The sequence below is a fragment of the Pseudomonas putida S13.1.2 genome (assembly GCF_000498395.2).
Classification (GTDB): Bacteria; Pseudomonadota; Gammaproteobacteria; order Pseudomonadales; family Pseudomonadaceae; genus Aquipseudomonas; species Aquipseudomonas putida_Q.
In genome coordinates, this window is sequence record NZ_CP010979.1 from 1,726,759 (window position 1) to 1,747,324 (window position 20,566).

The 20,566-nt window shown below is 56.8% G+C and carries 18 protein-coding genes; 10 read left to right on the forward strand and 8 right to left on the reverse strand.

Annotated features, from left to right (window positions below):
• The first annotated feature begins 69 nt into the window (after window positions 1-69).
• On the forward strand, window positions 70-978 hold the full coding sequence (locus N805_RS07845; protein WP_019470805.1) for a LysR family transcriptional regulator: 909 nt from the start codon (window positions 70-72) through the stop codon (window positions 976-978).
• Window positions 979-1,015: 37 nt separating this feature from the next.
• Here the strand turns inward: N805_RS07845 and N805_RS07850 are convergent, their stop codons facing one another.
• Both N805_RS07850 and N805_RS07855 read right to left on the reverse strand, forming a co-directional pair.
• A complete protein-coding gene (locus tag N805_RS07850) occupies window positions 1,016-1,969 on the reverse strand; it encodes a LysR family transcriptional regulator (RefSeq protein ID WP_019470804.1) in 954 nt (317 codons plus the stop codon).
• 188 nt (window positions 1,970-2,157) lie between these two features.
• Complete coding sequence (locus N805_RS07855) at window positions 2,158-3,519, reverse strand: MFS transporter (protein WP_019470803.1); 1,362 nt, start codon at window positions 3,517-3,519, stop codon at window positions 2,158-2,160.
• 107 nt (window positions 3,520-3,626) lie between these two features.
• On the opposite strand from N805_RS07855, the gene N805_RS07860 reads away from it, so the two are divergent.
• From N805_RS07860 to N805_RS07875, 4 genes are all read left to right on the forward strand, one after another.
• Entirely contained in the window at window positions 3,627-4,526 is a 900-nt protein-coding gene (locus N805_RS07860; protein ID WP_026034387.1) for a LysR family transcriptional regulator, read from the forward strand.
• A gap of 122 nt (window positions 4,527-4,648) precedes the next feature.
• Window positions 4,649-5,602 (forward strand): alpha/beta fold hydrolase, encoded by a 954-nt coding sequence (locus tag N805_RS07865; RefSeq protein ID WP_019470801.1) that lies wholly within the window; start codon window positions 4,649-4,651, stop codon window positions 5,600-5,602.
• A 23-nt stretch (window positions 5,603-5,625) separates the two neighbouring features.
• Window positions 5,626-6,360 (forward strand): pirin family protein, encoded by a 735-nt coding sequence (locus N805_RS07870; RefSeq protein ID WP_019470800.1) that lies wholly within the window; start codon window positions 5,626-5,628, stop codon window positions 6,358-6,360.
• A 24-nt stretch (window positions 6,361-6,384) separates the two neighbouring features.
• Entirely contained in the window at window positions 6,385-6,990 is a 606-nt protein-coding gene (locus N805_RS07875; protein ID WP_019470799.1) for an isochorismatase family protein, read from the forward strand.
• An 81-nt stretch (window positions 6,991-7,071) separates the two neighbouring features.
• Here N805_RS07875 and N805_RS07880 read toward each other — a convergent pair whose 3' ends face one another.
• Window positions 7,072-7,995: a LysR family transcriptional regulator gene (locus tag N805_RS07880; protein WP_019470798.1), complete on the reverse strand. Its 924-nt coding sequence runs from the start codon at window positions 7,993-7,995 to the stop codon at window positions 7,072-7,074.
• A 172-nt stretch (window positions 7,996-8,167) separates the two neighbouring features.
• On the opposite strand from N805_RS07880, the gene salA reads away from it, so the two are divergent.
• The 4 genes from salA to rfaD all read left to right on the forward strand — a co-directional run bounded on the left by salA (window position 8,168) and on the right by rfaD (window position 13,234).
• Window positions 8,168-9,454, forward strand: a complete 1,287-nt coding sequence (gene salA / locus N805_RS07885) for a salicylate 1-monooxygenase (protein ID WP_019470797.1) — start codon at window positions 8,168-8,170, stop codon at window positions 9,452-9,454.
• 208 nt (window positions 9,455-9,662) lie between these two features.
• Window positions 9,663-10,427: an SDR family NAD(P)-dependent oxidoreductase gene (locus N805_RS07890; protein WP_026034386.1), complete on the forward strand. Its 765-nt coding sequence runs from the start codon at window positions 9,663-9,665 to the stop codon at window positions 10,425-10,427.
• A 178-nt stretch (window positions 10,428-10,605) separates the two neighbouring features.
• A complete protein-coding gene (locus tag N805_RS07895; RefSeq protein ID WP_026034385.1) occupies window positions 10,606-11,553 on the forward strand; it encodes a SphA family protein in 948 nt (315 codons plus the stop codon).
• Window positions 11,554-12,202: 649 nt separating this feature from the next.
• The gene (rfaD, locus tag N805_RS07900) at window positions 12,203-13,234 is read left to right on the forward strand and encodes an ADP-glyceromanno-heptose 6-epimerase (protein ID WP_019470794.1); all 1,032 of its coding nucleotides are present in this window, start codon (window positions 12,203-12,205) and stop codon (window positions 13,232-13,234) included.
• A 114-nt stretch (window positions 13,235-13,348) separates the two neighbouring features.
• Here rfaD and N805_RS07905 read toward each other — a convergent pair whose 3' ends face one another.
• The 5 genes from N805_RS07905 to N805_RS07925 form a co-directional block, all read right to left on the reverse strand.
• Window positions 13,349-15,739: a TonB-dependent siderophore receptor gene (locus N805_RS07905; RefSeq protein WP_046811362.1), complete on the reverse strand. Its 2,391-nt coding sequence runs from the start codon at window positions 15,737-15,739 to the stop codon at window positions 13,349-13,351.
• A 114-nt stretch (window positions 15,740-15,853) separates the two neighbouring features.
• A complete protein-coding gene (locus tag N805_RS07910; RefSeq protein WP_033692046.1) occupies window positions 15,854-16,702 on the reverse strand; it encodes a FecR family protein in 849 nt (282 codons plus the stop codon).
• Window positions 16,699-17,220 carry an RNA polymerase sigma factor gene (locus tag N805_RS07915; protein ID WP_033692052.1) on the reverse strand — a complete coding sequence of 174 codons (522 nt, stop codon included), beginning with the start codon at window positions 17,218-17,220 and terminating at the stop codon, window positions 16,699-16,701. The genes N805_RS07910 and N805_RS07915 overlap by 4 nt, the downstream gene beginning before the upstream one ends.
• A gap of 77 nt (window positions 17,221-17,297) precedes the next feature.
• The gene (locus tag N805_RS07920; protein WP_019470790.1) at window positions 17,298-18,512 is read right to left on the reverse strand and encodes a type II toxin-antitoxin system HipA family toxin; all 1,215 of its coding nucleotides are present in this window, start codon (window positions 18,510-18,512) and stop codon (window positions 17,298-17,300) included.
• Complete coding sequence (locus tag N805_RS07925; protein WP_026034383.1) at window positions 18,512-18,856, reverse strand: helix-turn-helix domain-containing protein; 345 nt, start codon at window positions 18,854-18,856, stop codon at window positions 18,512-18,514. The genes N805_RS07920 and N805_RS07925 overlap by 1 nt, the downstream gene beginning before the upstream one ends.
• 390 nt (window positions 18,857-19,246) lie before the next feature.
• Between N805_RS07925 and potE the strand changes: the two genes are divergently transcribed.
• On the forward strand, window positions 19,247-20,560 hold the full coding sequence (potE, locus tag N805_RS07930; RefSeq protein WP_019470788.1) for a putrescine-ornithine antiporter: 1,314 nt from the start codon (window positions 19,247-19,249) through the stop codon (window positions 20,558-20,560).
• Window positions 20,561-20,566 lie beyond the last annotated feature (6 nt).

Here is a 20,566-nt window from a genome sequence, read left to right on the forward strand (position 1 = left end):
GGCTAAAGTCCACGAATGCTTTGCCGGCTCGCGCGGTGTTTTGGTTTTGGCGCACCAGAAGGCGTTGTGATGAAAGACTTGAACCTCCTCTATACCTTCGAAGCGTTATGGCGGGACCATTCGGCTTCCATAGCGGCCCAGAATCTAGGAGTCACCCAGGCGGCGGTGAGCGGTTCGCTCAAACGCCTGCGCAGCGAGTATGGCGATAGGCTCTTTACGCTGGTAGGTCGGCGTATGGAGCCGACGCCGTTCTGCATTCACATAGCACCCAGATTACTGACCTCACTGGCCATGGTAAGAGAAGCTGCCTGCCAGATGCCCATGTTTGATCCGCAAAGCTGCGAAAAAGCGTTCACGGTACGCATGCGTGATGTAGGTGAGGTGGTCTGCTTGCCTGCCATTGTCAGCGAACTCGCGCGTGTAGCGCCTAAGGCGCGCATCCACACTGTGGCGGCGGGGATGGACGAAACCCTGAACGGCCTATCCACCGGAAGGATTGATCTGGCGCTGGGGTTCATGCCAACGCTTCAAACCGATATTCATCGAACGGCCGTCTTCTCGCAGCATTATGTTTGCGCCATGCGCAAGGATCATCCACTGGCGCAGGGGGGCTTAACGCCGGAGGCTTTTGCTAGAAGTGAGCATTTGCTGGTCGAGTCTGGAGGCAGTGGTCATCTGGCGCTTGAGCGCGCCATGATCGATGCCGGAGGGAGGGACTGCATCAAAATGAGAATTCCCCAGTATCTGTCAGGTCCTCACCTGCTGCTGGACTCTGACATGATATGGACACTACCTAACGCACTGGGTAAAACCTTGGCGCAATTCTATCCGCTCGTAATATGGCCTCTGCCCCTGCAGGTGCCATCATTCGAGATCGATCTGTATTGGCATGATCGGTTTCACCGCGACCCACAGAGCCGATGGTTCAGAGAAATGGTGGGCGGCGTCCTGCGCAGCCAGCAATCGGTCTGGCAATGACAGGTTTTTCCAGGGCAGATTGACACTGCCCTCCAACTTACGAGGACTTGACCTCGTCGCTGTGCAGGCTCGAAGGAGAGTCCTCGGCCGTGAAGATGTGGGGCAGATGCAGGCTCAGGAAGTCGATCAGGCTACGGACAGAGGGCAGCATGCCTTTGGGCTTGGGATAGAGCAAATGGATGATGTGTGTTGCACCGGTCCAGGACGGGATGACCTCCAGATCCTTTGAGTTGACAGATGCCACAGCAATGGGTTCAGGTAGCAAAGCTACTCCGATGCCATTGACCGCAGCTTCCAGTTGCATGCGTAGGTCGTCAGTGATCAACCGCGGTTGATGACTGATCAGCACGTCTTCACCCTCGTCATCTTGCAATAGCCATCGTCCCACGCCATCGTGTATGTCACCCGGGCGAGAGAGCGTCTCCAAGCCAGACAGGGCGTGTGCAGTTGCAGGCCGTCCCACACGATCAAGGTAGCGAGGGCTTGCGACCAAAATCTTCCGCGAGGTTCCCAGACTTTTGGCAACAAGGCCTGCGGTTTCCTCAATTTTTGCACGCGATCGTAGCGCCAGATCGAAGCGCTCTTCGAACAAGTCGACCTCCCGATCCACCGCGCTCATCTCCAAGCGGACCTTTGGATACCTTTCCATATAACTTGGGAGCAGAGGGGCCAGGTAGGTCTGCGCCATTACTTGCGGGCAGCTCAGCCTCACAAGCCCGACGGGTTCACGCCGCAGGTGCTCGACACTTTCATAGGCAGTGTGTGCCCCCTCAACGACAGGTTGGCTGAGGGCATAAAAATGGTGACCTGCCTCGGTCAGCGAGACCTGACGGGTCGTCCGGTGCAGCAGCCGTGCGCCCATTCGTAACTCCAGGTGGGCCACATGCCGGCTGAGAAGCGTTTTTTCGATCCCGGTTGCGCGAGACGCTGCAGAAAAACCGCCGTGCTTGACCACCAACACGAAGTAATACAGGTCGTTCAGATCTTTCATGCGTCACCTTTTCCTGCAATCGGACGCCCCGTTAGAGGGTGAGGCCGATCGCTGGAGTGAGAGGAGTCGTGGAGCCTGTGACGGCTACGCGGACTGATGCAGTAATGATCAGTCACGCAAGGAAAGGGATAAAGGCGTCTGGGTTGAAATGACTGTTCCATCAGTGGAGCAGTCATGGCCCTGATGGCTTACTGAGCTTCGGAATGTGCCGTCACCGTTGAAGGCGCTGGATCGCGTTTTCGCGTATCTAACCAGTAGAGGGTGCAGAGCGTGATTGCAGCCGCCGCCACTGGAGCAGCCAAGCAATGGAAGAAGGCCTGGGCATTATCGACAGCGGCGATGACCCACGCGCCCATCATGGAACCCACAATCGAACCGGAACGGCCTACCGCCATTGCCCAACTGACGCCAGTGACGCGAGCGGTGGTGGGATACAACGTTGCTGCCACGAGATTCAGGCCATTCTGTGCACCAGCGATACCAAAGCCAATGACAAACACCATCGCGGCCAACTGATAGGCATCCCCCATCATGTAGCCAGTAATCGCAACGACGACTGCTGTCACCGAATACGCAACTGCTAGCACTGGGTAAGGCCCTGTACGGTCCATCAGCATGGCCATGAGGAGGGCGCCAGCTGTTCCGCCCAGGGGCACCATGGCACCGATGCGTGATGCATGAGCAATATCGTAACCTGCATCTTTGAGCAGCGTTGGCAGCCAACTGCTGAGCAGGTAAAAGACAAACAGTGAGCAGAAAAACGAGAGCCACAGCAGCAGCGTGCGAATGGCACGGCCCTCGATAAAGAGATATTTGACCGGCGATCTTGCCTGGTCATGATCCTGGTCACTGCTGATCGTGATGTCGCGCCAGCTAGTGCGAGTGATCCGCTCGACCACTTTACGCAGGCGTTCTGCATGCTTGGCTGATGAGGCCATGAACTGCACAGATTCTGGCATCAGCCACGCCAGCAGCGGTAATAGCAGCAAGGGTAAAATACCGCCCAGGATTAACACTGAACGCCAGCTGTATGCAGGTATCAGGTAGGCGGCCAGCACGCCGCCCAAAGCGAGTCCAGCGGTGAAACCACTCCAACTCAATGTCACGAGGATCATTCGGCGTCGCTTTGGCGAATATTCGGCACTCAAGGCTATGCAGGCGGGCATCGCTCCGCCCAAGCCGACGCCGGTGACGAAGCGCAAAATTGTCAACGATTCGATGGTTTGGGTGTATGCGCTGGCGAACGTGGCCAGCCCGAACACCAATATGGAAATCAGCAAAACACGCTTACGCCCGACGGCATCGGCTATTGGGCCCAACATCAGGCTGCCGACCATGAGCCCGAACAGTCCGGCGCCGAAGACGGGTGACAACTGGCGGGGCTCTAACCCCCATTCTTCCCGCAGAGAAGGCGCGATATAACCAATGGCCGCGGTATCAAAACCGTCGATCAGAACAATGACGAAGCACATGGACAGGATTGCGATCTGGTAGGGCGAAATCTTGGCACGATCAATGATTTCGCCAATTCGGATGGGCGTAGCATTCATGGGTACGATCCATATTTTTATTTTTTGAGTAGACGGGATCGTCGCTAACCGTTTTAAATAAAGGAAGCTAATTCTATTTATGTAAACTATCCGTTTTGGTTATACCCATGCGAACCGATCTGAATCTGCTGCGCGTTTTGCTTGCCGTATACGAAACCGGCAACGTAACAACAGCCGCCAAGCGGCTTGGCATGAGTCAGCCCGCGGCAAGCGCTGCGCTGGCGCGTTTGCGTCATTCCTTGGGTGACCCATTGTTCATTCGCTCCGGCAATGCGATGGAGGCCACCCCCCGTGCACAAGGCATCATTGAGCACACACGTGAAGTCATCGAGATAATTGATCGTGACATCCTCAGCGGACCCAGCTTCGACCCCGCGACCAGCGAACAGGAATTCGTTTTCTGCCTGAGTGAGGTAGGGGAGGTAGTGTTCCTGCCGGCGTTGTTCCAGAGCCTGCGACGGCTTGCACCCAATGCCCGGATACGCACCATCAGCCTCGCACCTGATGAACTTGTGGAAAGTCTTCATGAAGGGCGGGTCGACGCGTTGTTGGGTTACTTCCCCGATTTGATTACGCCAAACATTTACCAGCAACGGCTGTTTTCACACGATTTGGTCTGCCTGGTACGACTCGACCACCCCTTCGTGGGCGAACAGCTGACGCTTGACACCTTCAGCAAGTTGGAGCATTTGCAGGTTCGAGATGGCAGTCGTCGCCAGGAAATGTACGAAGCCCACTTGGGCAAGAGCGGCGTTTATCGCAACATCGTGCTGCAGACATCTCATTACATGAGCGTTCCCTCGATCATCGAGCAATCGGACCTGATCGTCGTTCTACCACGCACAGTTGCCAACATGTACATTCATCACCCGAATGTACGAACGGTAGAGCCCCCACTGGCGATTCCGCGCTACGACCTCAAGCAGTACTGGCACGCCCGCTATCATGAGGCACCACGTAGTGTGTGGTTGCGGCGATTGATCTCGACAGTGTTCAGCGAGTCATGAGTGACTTTTGACCGTCTGCAGTGACTGGTGCATTGTCGCAACAGCCTTTGGTGTTTTCGCCCCTAGTCATCCCCGCTCATCACTTCTAACGTCATTCGATTAAATGAATTGGATGAATTCGGATGTTGCAAACGGAGCACTTAAAAAAACTGTCGGGACTTGGATCAGTACACGATGCCCCCGGTTTGTCTGAGGGTTTTACCGAGGTGTTTGAAAGTTATCAGGTGCCTGCCAACGGAGTGGACTTGCACGCCGTCATAGGCGGCGAAGGCAAGCCATTGCTGCTACTGGGTGGTTGGCCGCAGAGCTGGTTTGCCTGGCGCTATCTCATGCTGCCCTTGGCTCGCCACTACACGGTGATCGCTGTCGATCCCCGCGGTGTAGGGCTTTCAGAAAAACCTTCAGTGGGCTATGACTCCATAACCCTTGCCCAAGACATGTTTGCACTCATGGATGCGTTGGGTTACGCCTCTTTCGCCATGGCAGGCCACGATATCGGCATGTGGACAGGCTATGCCATGGCCCACGACCAACCCGGGCGAATCGAGCGCATTGCGTTGGGTGAGGCGCTGATCCCAGGGGTTTCACCTTCACCACCTTTACTGCCAGATCAACGATGGCTAAGCGACTTCCTTTGGCATTTCAATTTCAATCGGGCTCTCAGCGTCAACGAGCTGCTGGTCAGAGGGCGTGAAGAAATCTATTTCGGCCATCAGTTCGCTACCAAGGCCGGTTCGCCTGACGCCGTGCCCCGTTACGCCGTTGACCATTACATAGCGTTGCTCAAGCGTGATCCAGAAGCGCTGCGAGCAAGCTTTGACTATTACCGCGCCATTGATCAGTCGATCCCGCAAAACCGGGAGCGCATGGCAACGCGTTTGACTCTGCCGGTGCTTGCGTTTTCCGGCGCACTTGCATGCGGCGACAGTGTTGAGGCAGAGCTGCGCACAGTGGCGGCCAATGTCGAGTCCGTCGTCATCCCAGCGTGTGGTCATTACCCTGCAGAGGAGCAACCGGATGCGCTGCTTGGCGCTTTGCAGCGCTTTTTCGCACCTTATGCAGATGCTCATGCCTGAGACCCGATCCAGAGGTTGCACACATGTCTAAAGTCATTGTCCCAGTTCATCGCGCCAAGGTGGGTGATCACTTCCATGGTTACGGGCTGCGAACAGATCAGCATCTGATCTCACCCTTCATCGGGGTTGATCATTACTGGATGACCGCCCCCACTTTTGCTCCGCACCACCACGCCGGTATTTCGGCCCTCTCGTACCTGCTTGGCGATTCCGAAACGGGAATGGCAAACCGGGATTCAATCGGTACTCAAAACATTATCAGCCCCGGCGGGCTGCATTGGACTACTGCCGGGCGCGGTGTGACCCATGAGGAAGTACCGGCGCAATCCGGGAAAACCGTTCATGGTTTACAAATTTTCGTAGCTCTTGCGCCGTCGAAGCAAGGTATTGCTCCTTTTCCGCTGATACTCGAATCACAGGCTGTACCAGTGGTGAACAAGCCAGGGGTGATTATCAGGGTACCGCTAGGGGAATACGATGGCGTGCGCTCTCCCATGGATCCTCCTACCGAAGTAACGATGCTCGACATCAACCTCGACGCAGGTGCGGAGTTACGTGTGCCCGTGACTGAGGGGCATTGCATGTTCGTTTTGCCGATAGCCGGTAGGGCGGAAATCGATGGACAGCTTTTCGACCGTGAAGACCTCCAGGTCCCGGTTTTCACGGCACAAGACAAACCCCAGACAATAATCTTCAAGGCGCCGCATGGTAGTGCCCAGGCCGTGCTTTTCAGCGGCCCTCCGCTACCCTTTGTGTGACTCCACCCAACGAGGATCTGAGCTATGGCTGTCGTACGATTTACCGCAGACAACGCCGCATTGCTGCTCATCGACCACCAGGTCGGTACGATGCAATTGATCAAGAACATCGACAGTGATCTTGCCGCCAAACAGTCCGTTGCATTGGCAAAAATGGCAAGAATTCTCAATATGCCAGTAGTCATTACTTCGAGTCAGGAAGATCAAGCTCAGGGCCCGATACTGCCGGAAATCGCTCAGGTGCTTCCAGATGCGTACGCAGCGAGGGTCAAACGGCCAGGCGTGGTCAATGCCTGGGAATATCCAGACTTCCACAAAGCGGTACTGGCTACTGGCCGCAAAAACCTGATCATGGCGGGGGTAACTACTGATGTCTGCCTTATCTTCCCTGCGATTGATGCTGCTCAGGAAGGCTTCGCAGTGCAAGCGGTGATGGATGCGTCAGGATCGCCCAGCTTGCTATCTGAGGAATTCGCCCGGCAGAGAATGCATGATGCTGGCGTGGTACTCACCGCCACCAATACGTTGATGGCAGAAATCGGCAAAGACTGGTCAACACCAAACGGAGAGCAGTTGATTGGCCTGTTGTTCAGTGATGTGTTCCCTGCATTAGGGGCTGGCATCAGATAACGTTTGGCATCCATCCATCGGAACTTGGGGGAGGGTAACTGCTCCCCCCCTAGGCACGCATCGAGCTGCAGTCAAACCCCATCACGAAATCGCCACCCTCTGCTGGTCTGAAAACAGGTCAAACATCGTTTGGCGCAACCATCGATTCGCCGGATCCTTGTTGAAACGTTCATGCCAGAACAGGTTGATCTCGATATTTGGCAATTCAACCGGGGGTGGCAACATACAGAGGCCGAACGGTTCCTGACAACTGATCGCAAAGCGTTCCGGAACTGTTGCGAGGAGGTCCGTTCGCTGAAGTATGTGTCCCACCGCCACAAAATGCGGGACTTCAAGGCGGACATTGCGCGCAACGCCAGCACGCGCGTAGAAGGTGTCCACCTCACCATGCCCTGTGTTGGCAGCTACGACCTTTACGTGACCGTAACTGGAGAACGCTTCAAGTGTCAGTGGCTGTAGCGTGGCAGGGTGACCAGCACGGCAGAGGCATACGTAGCGGTGATGGAACAGCCTGCGCTGAAAAAAACCTGCTTGCAGATGAGGAAGCAAACCAACCGCCAGGTCGACAGTACCATTTTGCAGCCCCTCGGCGACGGAGTCAGAAGTGTTTCTCAGTGTGCTGATGGTGCACCCTGGGGCTAGCTCAGCCAAGGCATCCATCAAAGCAGGCATGAAATAGATTTCGCCGATGTCCGTCATGGCCATGGTGAAGCGCCGGTTGGAGGCCAAAGGATCGAATGTATTTTGTCGGACAAGCGCATCGCGCAGCGTTTGTATGGCATTAGTTACCGGCCCGGCCAGATGCAACGCATAGGGCGTCGGCGCCATGCCTTTGGAGGTCCGTACGAACAGTTCATCATTTAGCGCTGTGCGCAGGCGCTTGAGTGCGTTGCTCATTGCGGGCTGGGTCAGTGCTAGATTTTCTGCGGCGGTCGAAACCTTGCGATCTATGAGCAATTGGTTAAAAACCAGCAGCAGGTTCAGGTCTAGGTCGCGTAGTTCCATGATGCCGTTCCTTTCCTAACCGTCGATGGTTGAAGGCAATTCCGGGTAATCGGGCTGCCAGGTACATTCACAAGCGTGATGGGCATTATATAGGTCACTGCATTTATAAATAACATCACAGCAGCAATCATCTGGGAGCTCCAATAACAATCATTCCCAGGGGTATTTAGCTATGCGTGATTCATCTTCTGCCTTGCGTGTCTCGATTATCGGTGGCGGTATTGCCGGCATCGCCCTCGCTCTCAATCTTTGCCGACATACTCACCTAAACGTTCAATTATTTGAAGCCGCCCCCGCATTTGGCGAAGTGGGCGCTGGCGTTTCGTTTGGCGCTAACGCGGTTAGAGCAATCGCGGGTTTAGGTATTGCAGGGCATTACCGAAAGATCGCTGATTGCACACCCGCTCCATGGCAAGACATCTGGTTTGAGTGGCGCCTTGGCAGCAATGCCCACTATTTGGGTAACAGCGTTGCGGAGGGGGTCGGCCAGTCTTCGGTCCATCGCGCTGATTTTCTGGATGCGCTGGCCAGGCAGTTGCCATCGGGTATTGCTCAGTTTGGGAAGCGTGCGCAACAGGTGATTCAGAATGAGGAGGGGGTTCGCGTAACGTTTTCTGATGGTAGTGAGCATCACTGTGATTTGTTGATCGGCGCCGACGGCATCAAGTCATCGATTCGTGACCATGTGCTGCAGGGCTTGCAGCAACCCTTGGTTTCACCCCGGTTCAGTGGTACTTGCGCCTATCGCGGCCTTATTGACAGCCAGCAGTTACGCCGCACCTACCGGGCGCGCGGGGTCGATGAACACCTACTGAATGTGCCGCAGATGTATCTCGGCCTGGATGGTCATATCCTTACCTTCCCTGTCAAACAGGGGAGGCTGATCAATGTGGTCGCATTCACCTCCAATCGTACCCATTCCGAACCAACCTGGCCGAGTGATGAGCCTTGGGTTAGGACTGCAAGTCAAACAGAAATGCTGCAGGCGTTTGCGGGCTGGGGCGACGCAGCACGCATCCTGTTGGAGGCTATTGCGAGCCCATCGTTATGGGCACTGCACGACCTCCCAGAGCTGCCAGGTTACACGCATGGGCGCGTGGCCGTGATCGGCGACGCGGCCCATGCAATGCTGCCGCATCAAGGTGCGGGCGCTGGTCAAGGCCTAGAAGACGCCTGGCTACTCGCGCGCCTACTTGCCTACCCACAAGTGGTCAACAAGAATCCTGAAGCTGTGCTGGAAGCGTATGACGCCGTACGCCGTCCACGCGCCTGCCGCGCCCAAAGAACGTCGTGGGAGGCGGGCGAGCTTTATGAGTTTCGTAACCGTGATGTACTAGATAACCAGCAAATGTTGGGCAAAGCGCTGAGCGAGCGATTCGACTGGCTATGGCAGCACGATATGCACGTCGATCTACTTGAGGCTATGAAAATCCTGGGGTTGCATGTCCAGGCAGCGTGATATCACAAGGGAGCGGACCAATGTATAAGTCCACTCAATACCTGCTCAGCCCTGATGATTATTGGTGCTCACACGCAACAGTGTTTAGTGATTTGCTCGACTAGTCATCCAAGTGGGCAATTCCCTAAAGTTTACTCAAATATCGACTCCATAGTCTTTTTTTAGATGTTGCGCCTGAAAATATTCAAATAACAACAAGGAACACGTCATGAGCGATCGTTTGAAAGCCAAGGTCTGCATTATTACGGGTACCGGTGGCTCAATGGGCCGAGCCGCTGCGCTTATGTTTGCTCGGCAGGGCGCCAAGGTTGTTGGCTGCGATGTGTATCCGGAATCTTCCGAAGAGACAGTGGAGATGGTCAGAGGAGAGGGCGGCGATATGGTCTCCCTCAGTCGTTGCGACCTGACCGACCCAGCCAGTTGTGCCAAGCTGGTTGATCTTGCTGTATCAACCTATGGCCGTGTGGACGTGCTGTTCAACAATGCTGCAATGGCCTATTTTGGATGGATTGATCAGATCTCCGATGACGACTGGCACCGCACCATCGATCAGGAAGTGAACCTGGTCTTTCACATGGTGCGGGCCGCATGGCCTGAACTGATCAAGTCGCCGGGTGCGTCGATCATCAATACGGCGTCTGTGTCAGCGTGGTCCACATACAAACTGCTGCCCGGGATTGCCCACTCGGCGGCGAAAGGCGCCGTGCTGTCCATGACTCGCCAGTTGGCGCTGGAGGGGCGAGTCCATGGACTGCGGGCCAACAGCATTTCCCCCGGCCTGATCGAGTCCAAGCAAACCATTCCGCTGCTCCAAGATCCCGTATGGGCCGAGACCATGGTAGGCAAGGTCATGCTGGGGCGCATGGGAAAACCGGAAGAAGTCGCTGCCACGGCGCTATTCCTGGCCTCGGATGAAAGCTCATTCATCACCGGTACGGATATCCGCGTGGACGGCGGTACTACTGCCTGGTAGCGATCAAGCATGATGGCTGCGGCATTCTCATTAAGCCGAGAGTGCCGCGGCCAACTGAAGTATTTCCCCCGAATCTGAGCAAGTTACCTGGCACCAGGAGGAACACTGCTGCCTGAAATCAAGCATCCACTACATGAATCTTCGTAATTAAAACAACAATCCATACGAGATCATCTTTATGCTGCGTGCCCCTGCGTTGCTGACCGGCAACCGTTTCCCTGTTTTTTGTGCAGCCGCCACCCTGCTGTTGAATGCCCCCGCACACGCGACTGAATATAACGGTACTGCTTACCCTTTAGGCCTAGACACGGTACTGGCTGGCCGAATGCCACCGCCAGGGCTGACGACATTTCTCTACAGTTCTGCGTATAAGGCAACAGAGCTGAAAGACGCAAATGGTCATGAACAGTCGGGTATTGAGGACTTCAGCATAAGCTACGAGGCTCTTGCCGTCTGCCTTGATTACGTTTACAGCGACTACACCCTATTCGGTGCAACACTCGCCAGCCGAGCGGCGCAGCCTTACATCAGCGGCCAAGTGAGTTGGTACACGAACACGCCTCAGGGCCGCGTGCGCTATAGCGGCAAAAGCGCGGGACTTGCCAATCTGGCATTTACCCCATTATTCATGGGATGGAGCTCGCCACGCGTTCACCAGATGCTGGGTGTGGATGTCTACGCCCCAACAGGTTCGTATGACAAAGACCGACTGTTCAACGCCGGGACGAATGTGTGGTCGTATTCGCCTTGGTATTCGATCACAGCCAACCCAATCGATGAACTCGAGATCAGTGCAAAGATGCTGTACATGATCAATGAGAACAACCGTGAGACCGATTATCGATCGGGACGGGAGGTCAACGTCGACTACCACTTGGGCTACAGCGTAAATGAGCACTGGCAAGTGGGCTTGAGCGGCTATCTGTACAAACAGGTCAGCGATGACGAGCACCAGGGTGAGTCGGTTGGAGAGAACGGCAACCGTGGGCAGGTCGCTGCATTTGGCCCGGTGGTGAAATACCAAACGCCAGAATTTGGAGTCGTCCTGAAGTGGCAACATGAAGCGCTGGTGGAAAACAGGGCACAGGGGGAGCGCATCTGGTTGCAGGCCGTTTTATTGTTCTAAGGCGCCACACGCCTGGGTCAATCAAGGGGGGCACCCAGTCCCCATTCGTTTATTTCCACAACAATCTCAGAGAGTGAACTGATATGACCAAGGCCGCCGAATGTGCAAATACCGCTGAAGCCCCAGAGTTTCTTGAGCTGCAGTGATGCAGCCATCAGCATTGGAAAACGCACGAGTGTCCAAATACGGGAGGAAATGATTAAGGTGCCTCAAACACTCATTTCGTCCCCAACCCACGTAAAATCAGGGGATTGGCAGAGGCGCTTTACTGCAGAAGTGTCCGCATTTCATCGGATTCGAACCATGCTTGAGCAAAGCCGAACCTCTGGAGGCCCTGCAGCGCAAGGGCTTTAGGGGCTAGTGGGGTGGAAGTGTCTTTGTATCTCGACGGTCACAGGGGTTGGTGGAATCGGCTGCGTAGGTTAGTGGAAGCAGACAGACGATGAACCGCATCAATGAGCTATACACGATTTAACATAATATGCATTATCCGAACATTCGTATTTCGTCACTGCGCCGTGAGTGCCCAGATGTTGAGCTGCACAAATCCCTGATTCATCGAAACCGGTCCTTCCGTTGATCCAGGTTAAGGTTGGTTCAAGTCGCCTTGGTTAAAATGCGGGCTCCGCACCCTCACGGGGAATCTGGTATGACCATCATCGTAACCGGTGCTGCAGGATTCATCGGCAGCAATCTCGTTCAAGCGCTCAACCAGCGCAACGAAACCGACATCATCGCCGTCGACGACCTGACCGATGGCGACAAATTCCGTAACCTGGCCGACAGTGAAATTGCCGATTACCTGGACAAAGACGATTTTCTCGATCGCTTTGCTCGCGGTGAGTTTGGCAAGGTGCGTGCTGTGCTGCACCAAGGCGCGTGTTCAAGCACCGTCGAGGCTGATGGTCGTTTCATGATGGACAACAACTACCGGTTCAGCCGTGAGTTGCTGGCGTCTGCTCAGCAGCAACAGGTCGCGCTTTTATATGCATCATCGGCAGCTGTCTATGGCGCCGGGCAGGATTTTCGCGAACAACGTGAGTGTGAGCGCCCGCTAAACGTCTATGGCTATTCCAAGTTCCTGTTCGATCAACAGGTACGCCGGCAGTTGATGACAGCGCGCAGCCAGGTCGTCGGGTTGCGTTATTTCAACGTGTATGGCCCACATGAACAGCACAAAGGTGCGATGGCGTCAGTCGCCCTGCATTGCTTCAACCAGTATCAGTCCCATGGAAAAGTCAGCCTGTTCGGCAGTTATGGGGACTATCCCAGCGGTGGCCATCTGCGTGATTTCGTTGCGGTGGATGATGTGGTCAAGGTCAACATGTTCTTCCTTGATCACCCACAGTTGAGCGGTATCTTCAATGTCGGTAGCGGGCGCGCCCAGTCGTTTAATGACGTCGCCCTGGCGGTGATCAATCGGCTGCGCGGGTATCAGCATCAACCCCCATTGTCCTTGGAGATCGCCTTGCTGGAAGGCATTCTGGAATACAGCGAATTCCCTGAGCATTTGCGTGGCAAGTACCAGTGTTACACCTGTGCCGATCTGGAACGCTTGCGCGCTGCAGGCTACGAGGCGGCGACATTGACCGTCGAACAAGGTGTGGGCCTTTACTGTGACAGGTTGCAAGGCACTCAGGCCCCGGCACTTGACCTAGCCAGGCAGGCGACGGCTGCTTGATGCGCCCTTTTATTCACCTCGCCACCTGCCTGTTTGGTTGCTTCTGAATATAACTACGCTAAATGACTATTTAGTTTAGTTATATTCAGACCGTGCTGAACATGGCCTGCAAGATCACCATCGGTGGGTATAACTCGCTGTGATTACGGCACCGGGCGCTGGCAAGTGGCTGGTGTTGTTGCTGTTCCGCATCAGCTGGCTATAGAGCGGATAATAGTACCGATTGAACAGGTTCTGTACGCCTACGCTGATCTGATCCCCTTCACTCAGTTGGTACTGGCTGATGACGTCCACCGTGGTGTAACCCTCCACCCTGCGTCTGCCAAAACTCTCTACGCCATTGAGGCGGTAGTCCTCTGCGCCAAAGTAAGTCGCCTGCACGCGGTGGGTCCAGTCTTCGTCAGGTTTGTATTGAAGATAAGCCGTCAGCTTCAGCGGTGGAATACGGTAGCCCGTCATGTCTTGCCAATCGCCTCCGTCCGGTTGCTCGCGCCCTTTCATCCAGGTGAAGCTCCCCCCTGCCCCCCAATGCTCGTCGCGGGTCAGCCAGTCGGCACTGCCCTCAACACCGTAGATCCGTTCCTGGGTGCGCGTGAGGATCAGGCCATTGTTGAAGCTTTGCACATCCCCCAATTTGGAAGTGGTATAGAAAATGGCCAGCGATGCCAGGGTCTGCTCGCCCAGGTCGCCGCGCCAGCCGAGTTCGTAGTTGTTGGTCTTGACCGGTTCCAGATTGGAAGATCCGACCTCGAAGCCCCGCCGCGCATTACGCAGTTGCACGCCAATGTCGGGCAGTTGGAAGCCTTGGCTGAAGGCGGCATATATCGCCTGTCCGCTGACCGGCGAGTAAGTCAGGCTGATATTGGAAAGCAGCGCATCATAATGCACCTTGCCGCCTTCCACCGTGGCTGGGCTCGCTGCAGTCGATTCGGACAGCGGCACGAAGTCCCCGTATTCGGCAGTGGCATATTCATAACGCACGCCGCCCTCCATTGACCACTGCTCGGTGAAGCGGTGCTGCAACTGTGCAAATGCGCCTACGCTGCGGGACGTCAGGTCTGGCATGTACGTCAACTTGCCGATCTTGTTGAACACCGCCCCACCGCTCGCATCGAATTCCTGCGGGTCAAAGATATCGATGGGCATGTCGCTGCGCTCCTGGTTGAAGTCGCCACCCCATAACACCTCGGTATCCGAGCCGCCTAGCGGGGTTCGCAGCGTGATGCGGCTACCAAAGACTTCACTGTTTTGCATGACTTGATCGACATTGCGCCCGCGGGTGGCCACGCCTCGCGCATCGAATGGTGTGAAGCGGGTGAAATAGTCGCGATAGTAAAGCTGGGTGTCGAGTGTGCCTCCGAGCACCTCTGTGTGGGCATACTGAAGATTCACCAATGTGTTCTTGATCTGGTTTTGCTCGTCGAGTGACAACCCGGACAACGGTTGCGCAGGGACTGAACCCGGCGGCAACCGGCTGACCGAGGGGTCGGCGGTATAGTCGCTGTCCTGCTCGGCGTTGTAGTGGCTGAGCGAAAGCTGAACGCGCTGTTGCTCATCAATGCGCCAGCCGAACTTGCCGCCAATGTTGTAAGTGTTGGAATCGAACAGGTCGCCTTGGCTCGGCTCGGGCGCAATACGATGCCCTTTGGCGTCGTAAGAGGCGCCGATATGGCGTGCACCGAAATCAAGCGCGTAATCCAAGGCCCCTTGTGAGCCGGCAACATGGTGCTGTAACTGCCCTCCCAGGCCATCGCTGTCCATCTGGCTCAAGGGCGACACGCCGGTCAACGTAGTTTCGGCCATTGCTTCACCGCCGGCTGGCCGCGTGGTGATAGAGATGATCCCGCCCGTTGCACCGGCGCCGTAGATAGCACTGCTGCCGCGAATCACCTCGATGCGCTCGATCAATGCCGGGTCGATGTTGGCCAGGTTACGCGAGGAGTCACGGTTGGTGTTGAGGGGCACGCCATCGACCAGGACCAGCATCGTACGGCCACGCAGGGTTTGCCCATAATCGGTGATGGTTCGGCTTGAATCGGCCATCCCCGGGATGCTCTTGGCCAGTAACGTCGCCAAACCATCAGAGCCTTGGCGCAGTTGCTTCAGTTGCTCTCGCTCGATGACATTTACCTGGCGAGCCTGCGCTACCACGTTGCTGGAAAGCCGAGAGGACGTGATCTCCACGTTGGCCAGCTCCACCGTACTGCTGGTTGAAGCCAGCCCGCTGCCCATCATGGCATCGTTTGGCGGCACAACAATGAAGGTATGCTCGTCACGCGCCTTGCCGACCAGCCCGCTGTGATCAAGCACATGCTCCAGCGCCTGCTCCAGTGTGTAACGCCCTTGCAGCGCCGGCGCCTGCTTCCCCGCAGTCAGTTCACTGGAAAACAGCACCTGGGCGCCCGCCTGGCGAGCCACGGCATTCAACGAGCGCTCCAGTGTTGATGCGGGAACATTGAATTCAACCACCAGCGACGCTTGTGCGTGCGACCATTGGCTGACCATCAGGGTGCTGGTCAAGACCGATACGTGCCAAGGTGCACGCAGGAAGAGCTGACTCACTTTTATTCTCCAAGAGATGGGGTACAGAGTGATAGCCGCCTCCCAGCGGTCGCAACCCTACCTCGTTGGCGAATTATTTTTTGCCCCTTTGGGGTGAATGCGCAGGTTTGCGCCTTCTCTGGTGACCTTTACCGGAAGAATTTCAGGCAGCAGCGCCAGCAAGGTTTCGGCTTGGTCGCTGTTGAAAACACCTGAAACCGGCAGGCGCCCTACTTCAGGCCCCACCAGCTCGACCGGCTGGGCGTAGTAACGTTGCAGTGCGGCAACGACCTCAACCAGTGGTGTGCCTTCGAACACCCATCGGCTTTGCTGCCATGCAATCGCGTCTTCGACACTGCTCTTGACGACGTCAGCGGGGATGCCGTTGTGGACGAGCAACTGCTGCCCGGCCAGCAGCTGCGAGGTACGGTCCAAGGCGCGCCCTTTGACTTCCACCTGGCCTTGCGCAACAGTCACCCGGACATCATCCGAGTATCTATTGACGTTGAATCGGGTGCCGACCACACGTATAGCGGCAGTGCCTGCATCGACCAGAAACGGCCGATACAGCATGGGCGAAACGGCGAACAGTGCCTGGCCGCGCACCAACTCAATGTTCCGACTACGCAAATGCCAGCTCACGCGCACCTCGCTGCCACCGTCCAGCTTGATCTGGCTGCCATCGGCCAACTGCACCGACTGGCGTTGCCCGACCTGGGTGACATAGTGCTCGTTGCGGTACACAGGGTTCTGCCACACAGCACCTGCCACCAGGGCCAACACCAGCAACGAGACTGCCTTGGTGCTTTTGCGTGGCTTTCTGGCAGGTGGCGGGCTGGGTAGAGGGAAACGCAGCTTCAAGTCCTCGCGACACGTGGCCAGCGCATCATCGACTGCGGCATCGTCTTTATCGCGTAGACGGCTCACGGTGCCCCCTCGCTTTGCAGATATTCACGGCAAGCGATCATACCAAGGCGCAAATGCTTTTCTACCGTTTTCAGGGAAATGCCCAGGCGCTCCGCGACCTCGGCCTGCGGTATCTGGTGCAACTTGTGCATGATGAATACTGCCTGGCAGCGAGGAGGCAATCGGGAAATGGCGGCAACCAACTTGTCCAGTGTCTTCGCGGCATCGACCTGGCGCTCCTGTGGTGCTGCACTGCAGGCTACTTCAGGGAGCTCGGCCAGTGTGATGATCACGTTGCCCCGCCGGCGCTCGCGACGACAATGCGAAACCGCATTGTCATGGGCGATCTTTCGTAACAGCGCCAAGGGCTGCCGCACCCCTTCTCGCTCGTCATCCTCCAGCAACTGCACGCAAAGGTCATGAACGACTTCACGCGCGAGGACCCGTTCACCGAAGCGCCGGCGCACATGGTCGACCAAGTCGTCGTAATGACGGATCAGGGTGGCGAGCAATGATGGCTTTGGAGGATCTGCCTGCACGATAGCGTTGAACAGAGAGGAAATGAGATGCAAGTATAAATGGGAATGCATGTCATTTAAAAGCGAAAGACGCTCGCTCAGCTGAGCATCCGCACCGCACTCGCCGCCTCACACGCCGTGCGCAAATCTTCCCCCGCAAGCAACCGCTGGTAATGCGCCTTCAACGCCTGCTCCCACCCCGCCACTTCTTCCAGTAGCTGCTCGGCCTGCTCCCGCGTCAGGGCAAAGTGAGCGTGGTGACTGAGCAGGTTTGCGCGGCTGATCTGGCGGCCTTCACGGCCAACAGCCATGGCCAAGGTTTGGGCCGGCCCTTCTTCGAGCATCGGCAGTACGTCGTACATCGGTGACAGACGCCACCCGCCGGCCACCCAGATCACCGCATGGTTGCGTGGATGGTCGTCAGAGTTCCCCACCAGGGCGTTGTAGCACATGCGCTTGAACAGCTCCTGCAGATCAGCGTCGGGCACACCCCGCCGGCGCATTTCATCGGCTACCGCGGCGTAGCGCCAATCCCGATGGTGTGCGCCGTTCCATTCCGAGTCCAGCAGGGTCAATGCGCTGAGCATGGGAATGCGCCGGGCGCCCTGCGCAATCGGCGTGCGGTCGAAGCGCTCGATCAGCAAGGTTGAAGGGTTTTCGGCATGCAGCGCGGTTTTTGCCACGTTCAAGCCCTGCCCTGCTGCAAAGGTCATGCAGGCATATTCGATCGAGGGCAGGTCGTAGTGGTCGTAGCGATCACGGGGCTTGGCCAGAATCAGCATGCCGTTGTCCTGCAGCGTACGTTTTGGGCGCGCGCCGCCCAGGGCGGAACGCTGCTGGCGTACGTTGAGGGTTGCCACCGACTCGGCGTCGAGCTGGCCGTCGTACACCGCTTCGCACGCGGCGACGAATTTCGCCAGGCCTTTCAAGGTGGGTACCGCACCATCGCCCAGGCCAGGTGCGGGCGTGGTTGCGCCGCCGGCCATCAGGTTGCCGACGCGGTCGTTGTTCGGTGACTTGAGCAAGAAATCGAGGGTGCCCAGTTCCTGGCCGTACGCCCGATGCAGCAGCCGCTCACCCCAGCCATCAGGCATGGCGTCATTGATGAAGCCGGGTATGCCGCGATTCTTGGCGATCCCCGTATAGGGCTCGGCACGCAGGGGGTAATTGATCGGGTCGGGTACCCAGCCACCTCGCGCCACATGGTCAGGCGCATAGAGGAACTCACCGACCTTGCCTTTTAGGGTCAGCCGGCCAAGGGTGATGACCTCAGCCGTCTCGGGGTGCTCCATATAGATGTAGGCACGGGACATCAGAATTCCTCGGGCTTGGGTTTTGCCAGCCGCACGCGGCGGGATGCGAGGCGCTGGTGGGCATCGTCGTCCTCACTGAAACGGGTGATCTGGGAGGTTTTTTCAATGCCTTCCAGCGAGGCGAAGACCGTGTCGCTGATACCCAGGCGCCATAACACCAGCATGAAGGAACGCAGGTCCACGCGCGCGGAGCCGCCTTCGATCTTGCGAAGGTTATGCGCGGAGACGCCGATTGCTACCGTGAGGTCTGTTTGGCGTAAACCGAGCGACAAACGCTTTGCCTTGACCAGAAGCCCTATTTTACTGAGGGTATCGGCGCAGGCGACGGGAAAAAAGTCATCCATAAAGGCCACCAGCATTAATATTAGGTGCTATAAGGCAAACCATAGCACGCTTTAAGATTTATTACGATAAACATAAAACTCACAAATATAAACCTTAAGCCACATAAACATCGTTAGGGTTAACCTTATGTGTGGGTTGTTACTTGGTGGTTACCCGTGGGCGCGATGCGGGCAGGCCAGAAACCCGACTACGCTGGCAGCAGAGAACCTGCGCCTGGTGGTCAAGGAAACACGCCATGCGTACAGCGTGCGCTTTCTGCGCAGTGCCGCCGGCTATCAGGCGGCGGCCACCTGGGTGTTCATGCTTCTGGCCAAGGGCGCGCGAGGTGTGCGGCCCTGCCAAGCCAGAACATCCGCAGCAAGCCAGCAAGCCTTGAAAGGGAGTTTGCGATGACGGATTCAAGCAAGAAGATGAGCCTGATGGGGCTTACCACGCTGGTGACGGTCAACATGATGGGGTCGGGCATCATCATGCTGCCGACCAACATGGCGCAACTGGGCGCGGTGTCACTGTTGTCATGGGCCTTTACCGCGATCGGTTCGATGGCCATTGCCTACTGTTTTGCCCAGTGCGGGATCTTCTGCACGCGCTCTGGCGGCTTGTCGGCCTATACCGAAGAAGCTCACGCCAAATCAGGCTTCTTTCTCTGCTCCTACCTGTATTTTCTTTCACTGGCGATCGCCAACGTGGCGGTGGCGATCTCCGCAGTGGGTTACATGACTGCATTCGTGCCCTGGCTGGGTACCGGTGCCCTGCCGCTCTTCGCCGGCACCGTGGGGCTGATCTGGCTGACCATCGTCGCCAACTTTGGCGGCCCGAACATCACGGGCAAGATCGGCGCGATCACGGTCTGGGGTGTGATCATTCCCGTTGCGGGGTTGAGCATCATCGGCTGGTTCTGGTTTAACCCCGACCTGCTCCAGGCCGCCTGGAACCCCAACGCGTTGCCGCTTTCCGAAGCCATCGGCAAGGCCATACCGCTGACCCTGTGGGCCTTTCTCGGCATGGAGTCGGCAGCCCAGGCGTCTGATGCGGTCGAGAACCCCAAGCGCGACGTGCCGCTGGCGTGCCTGTTCGGCACCCTGGGGGCGGCGGTGGTCTACGTGCTTTCGACCACGGTTATCCAGGGCATCATCCCCAACCCGGAGCTGGCCAGCGCGTCAGCGCCGTTCGCCTTGGTCTACGCGAAGATGTTCAGCCCGCTGGTGGGTAATATTGTCATGGCCTTGGCAGTCATGGCCTGTATTGGCTCACTGTTAGGCTGGCAGTTCACCCTGGCTCAGACCGCCAAGATGACCGCCGACCAGAACCTTTTTCTCAAGCTGTTTGGCAAGCTCAACAGGTTTGGGGCGCCGGTCATCGGCATGATCGTCTGCGGCCTGTTGCAGACTGCAATGGCCGTGTCGACCATTTCACCCAATGCCAGTGCACAGTTCAGCAAGCTGGTGAACCTGGCCGCTGTGACCAACCTGATCCCCTATGTGACAGCGCTGACCGGGCTATTGGTGATCATGTACAAGGCGCAAGTGTCACCGGCAGTGTACTCGCGCAATTTGATCGTGCTGCTGATTGCGGTGGGCTATTCGTTGTATGCCTTGTATGCGTGCGGCATGGAAGCATTGTTTGGTGGGTTGCTGGTGCTTGCCTTTGGTTATCTGCTGTACGGGTTTCTCGCCAAGCGGTTTGTCTACTCGCCGGGGTAATGGCGG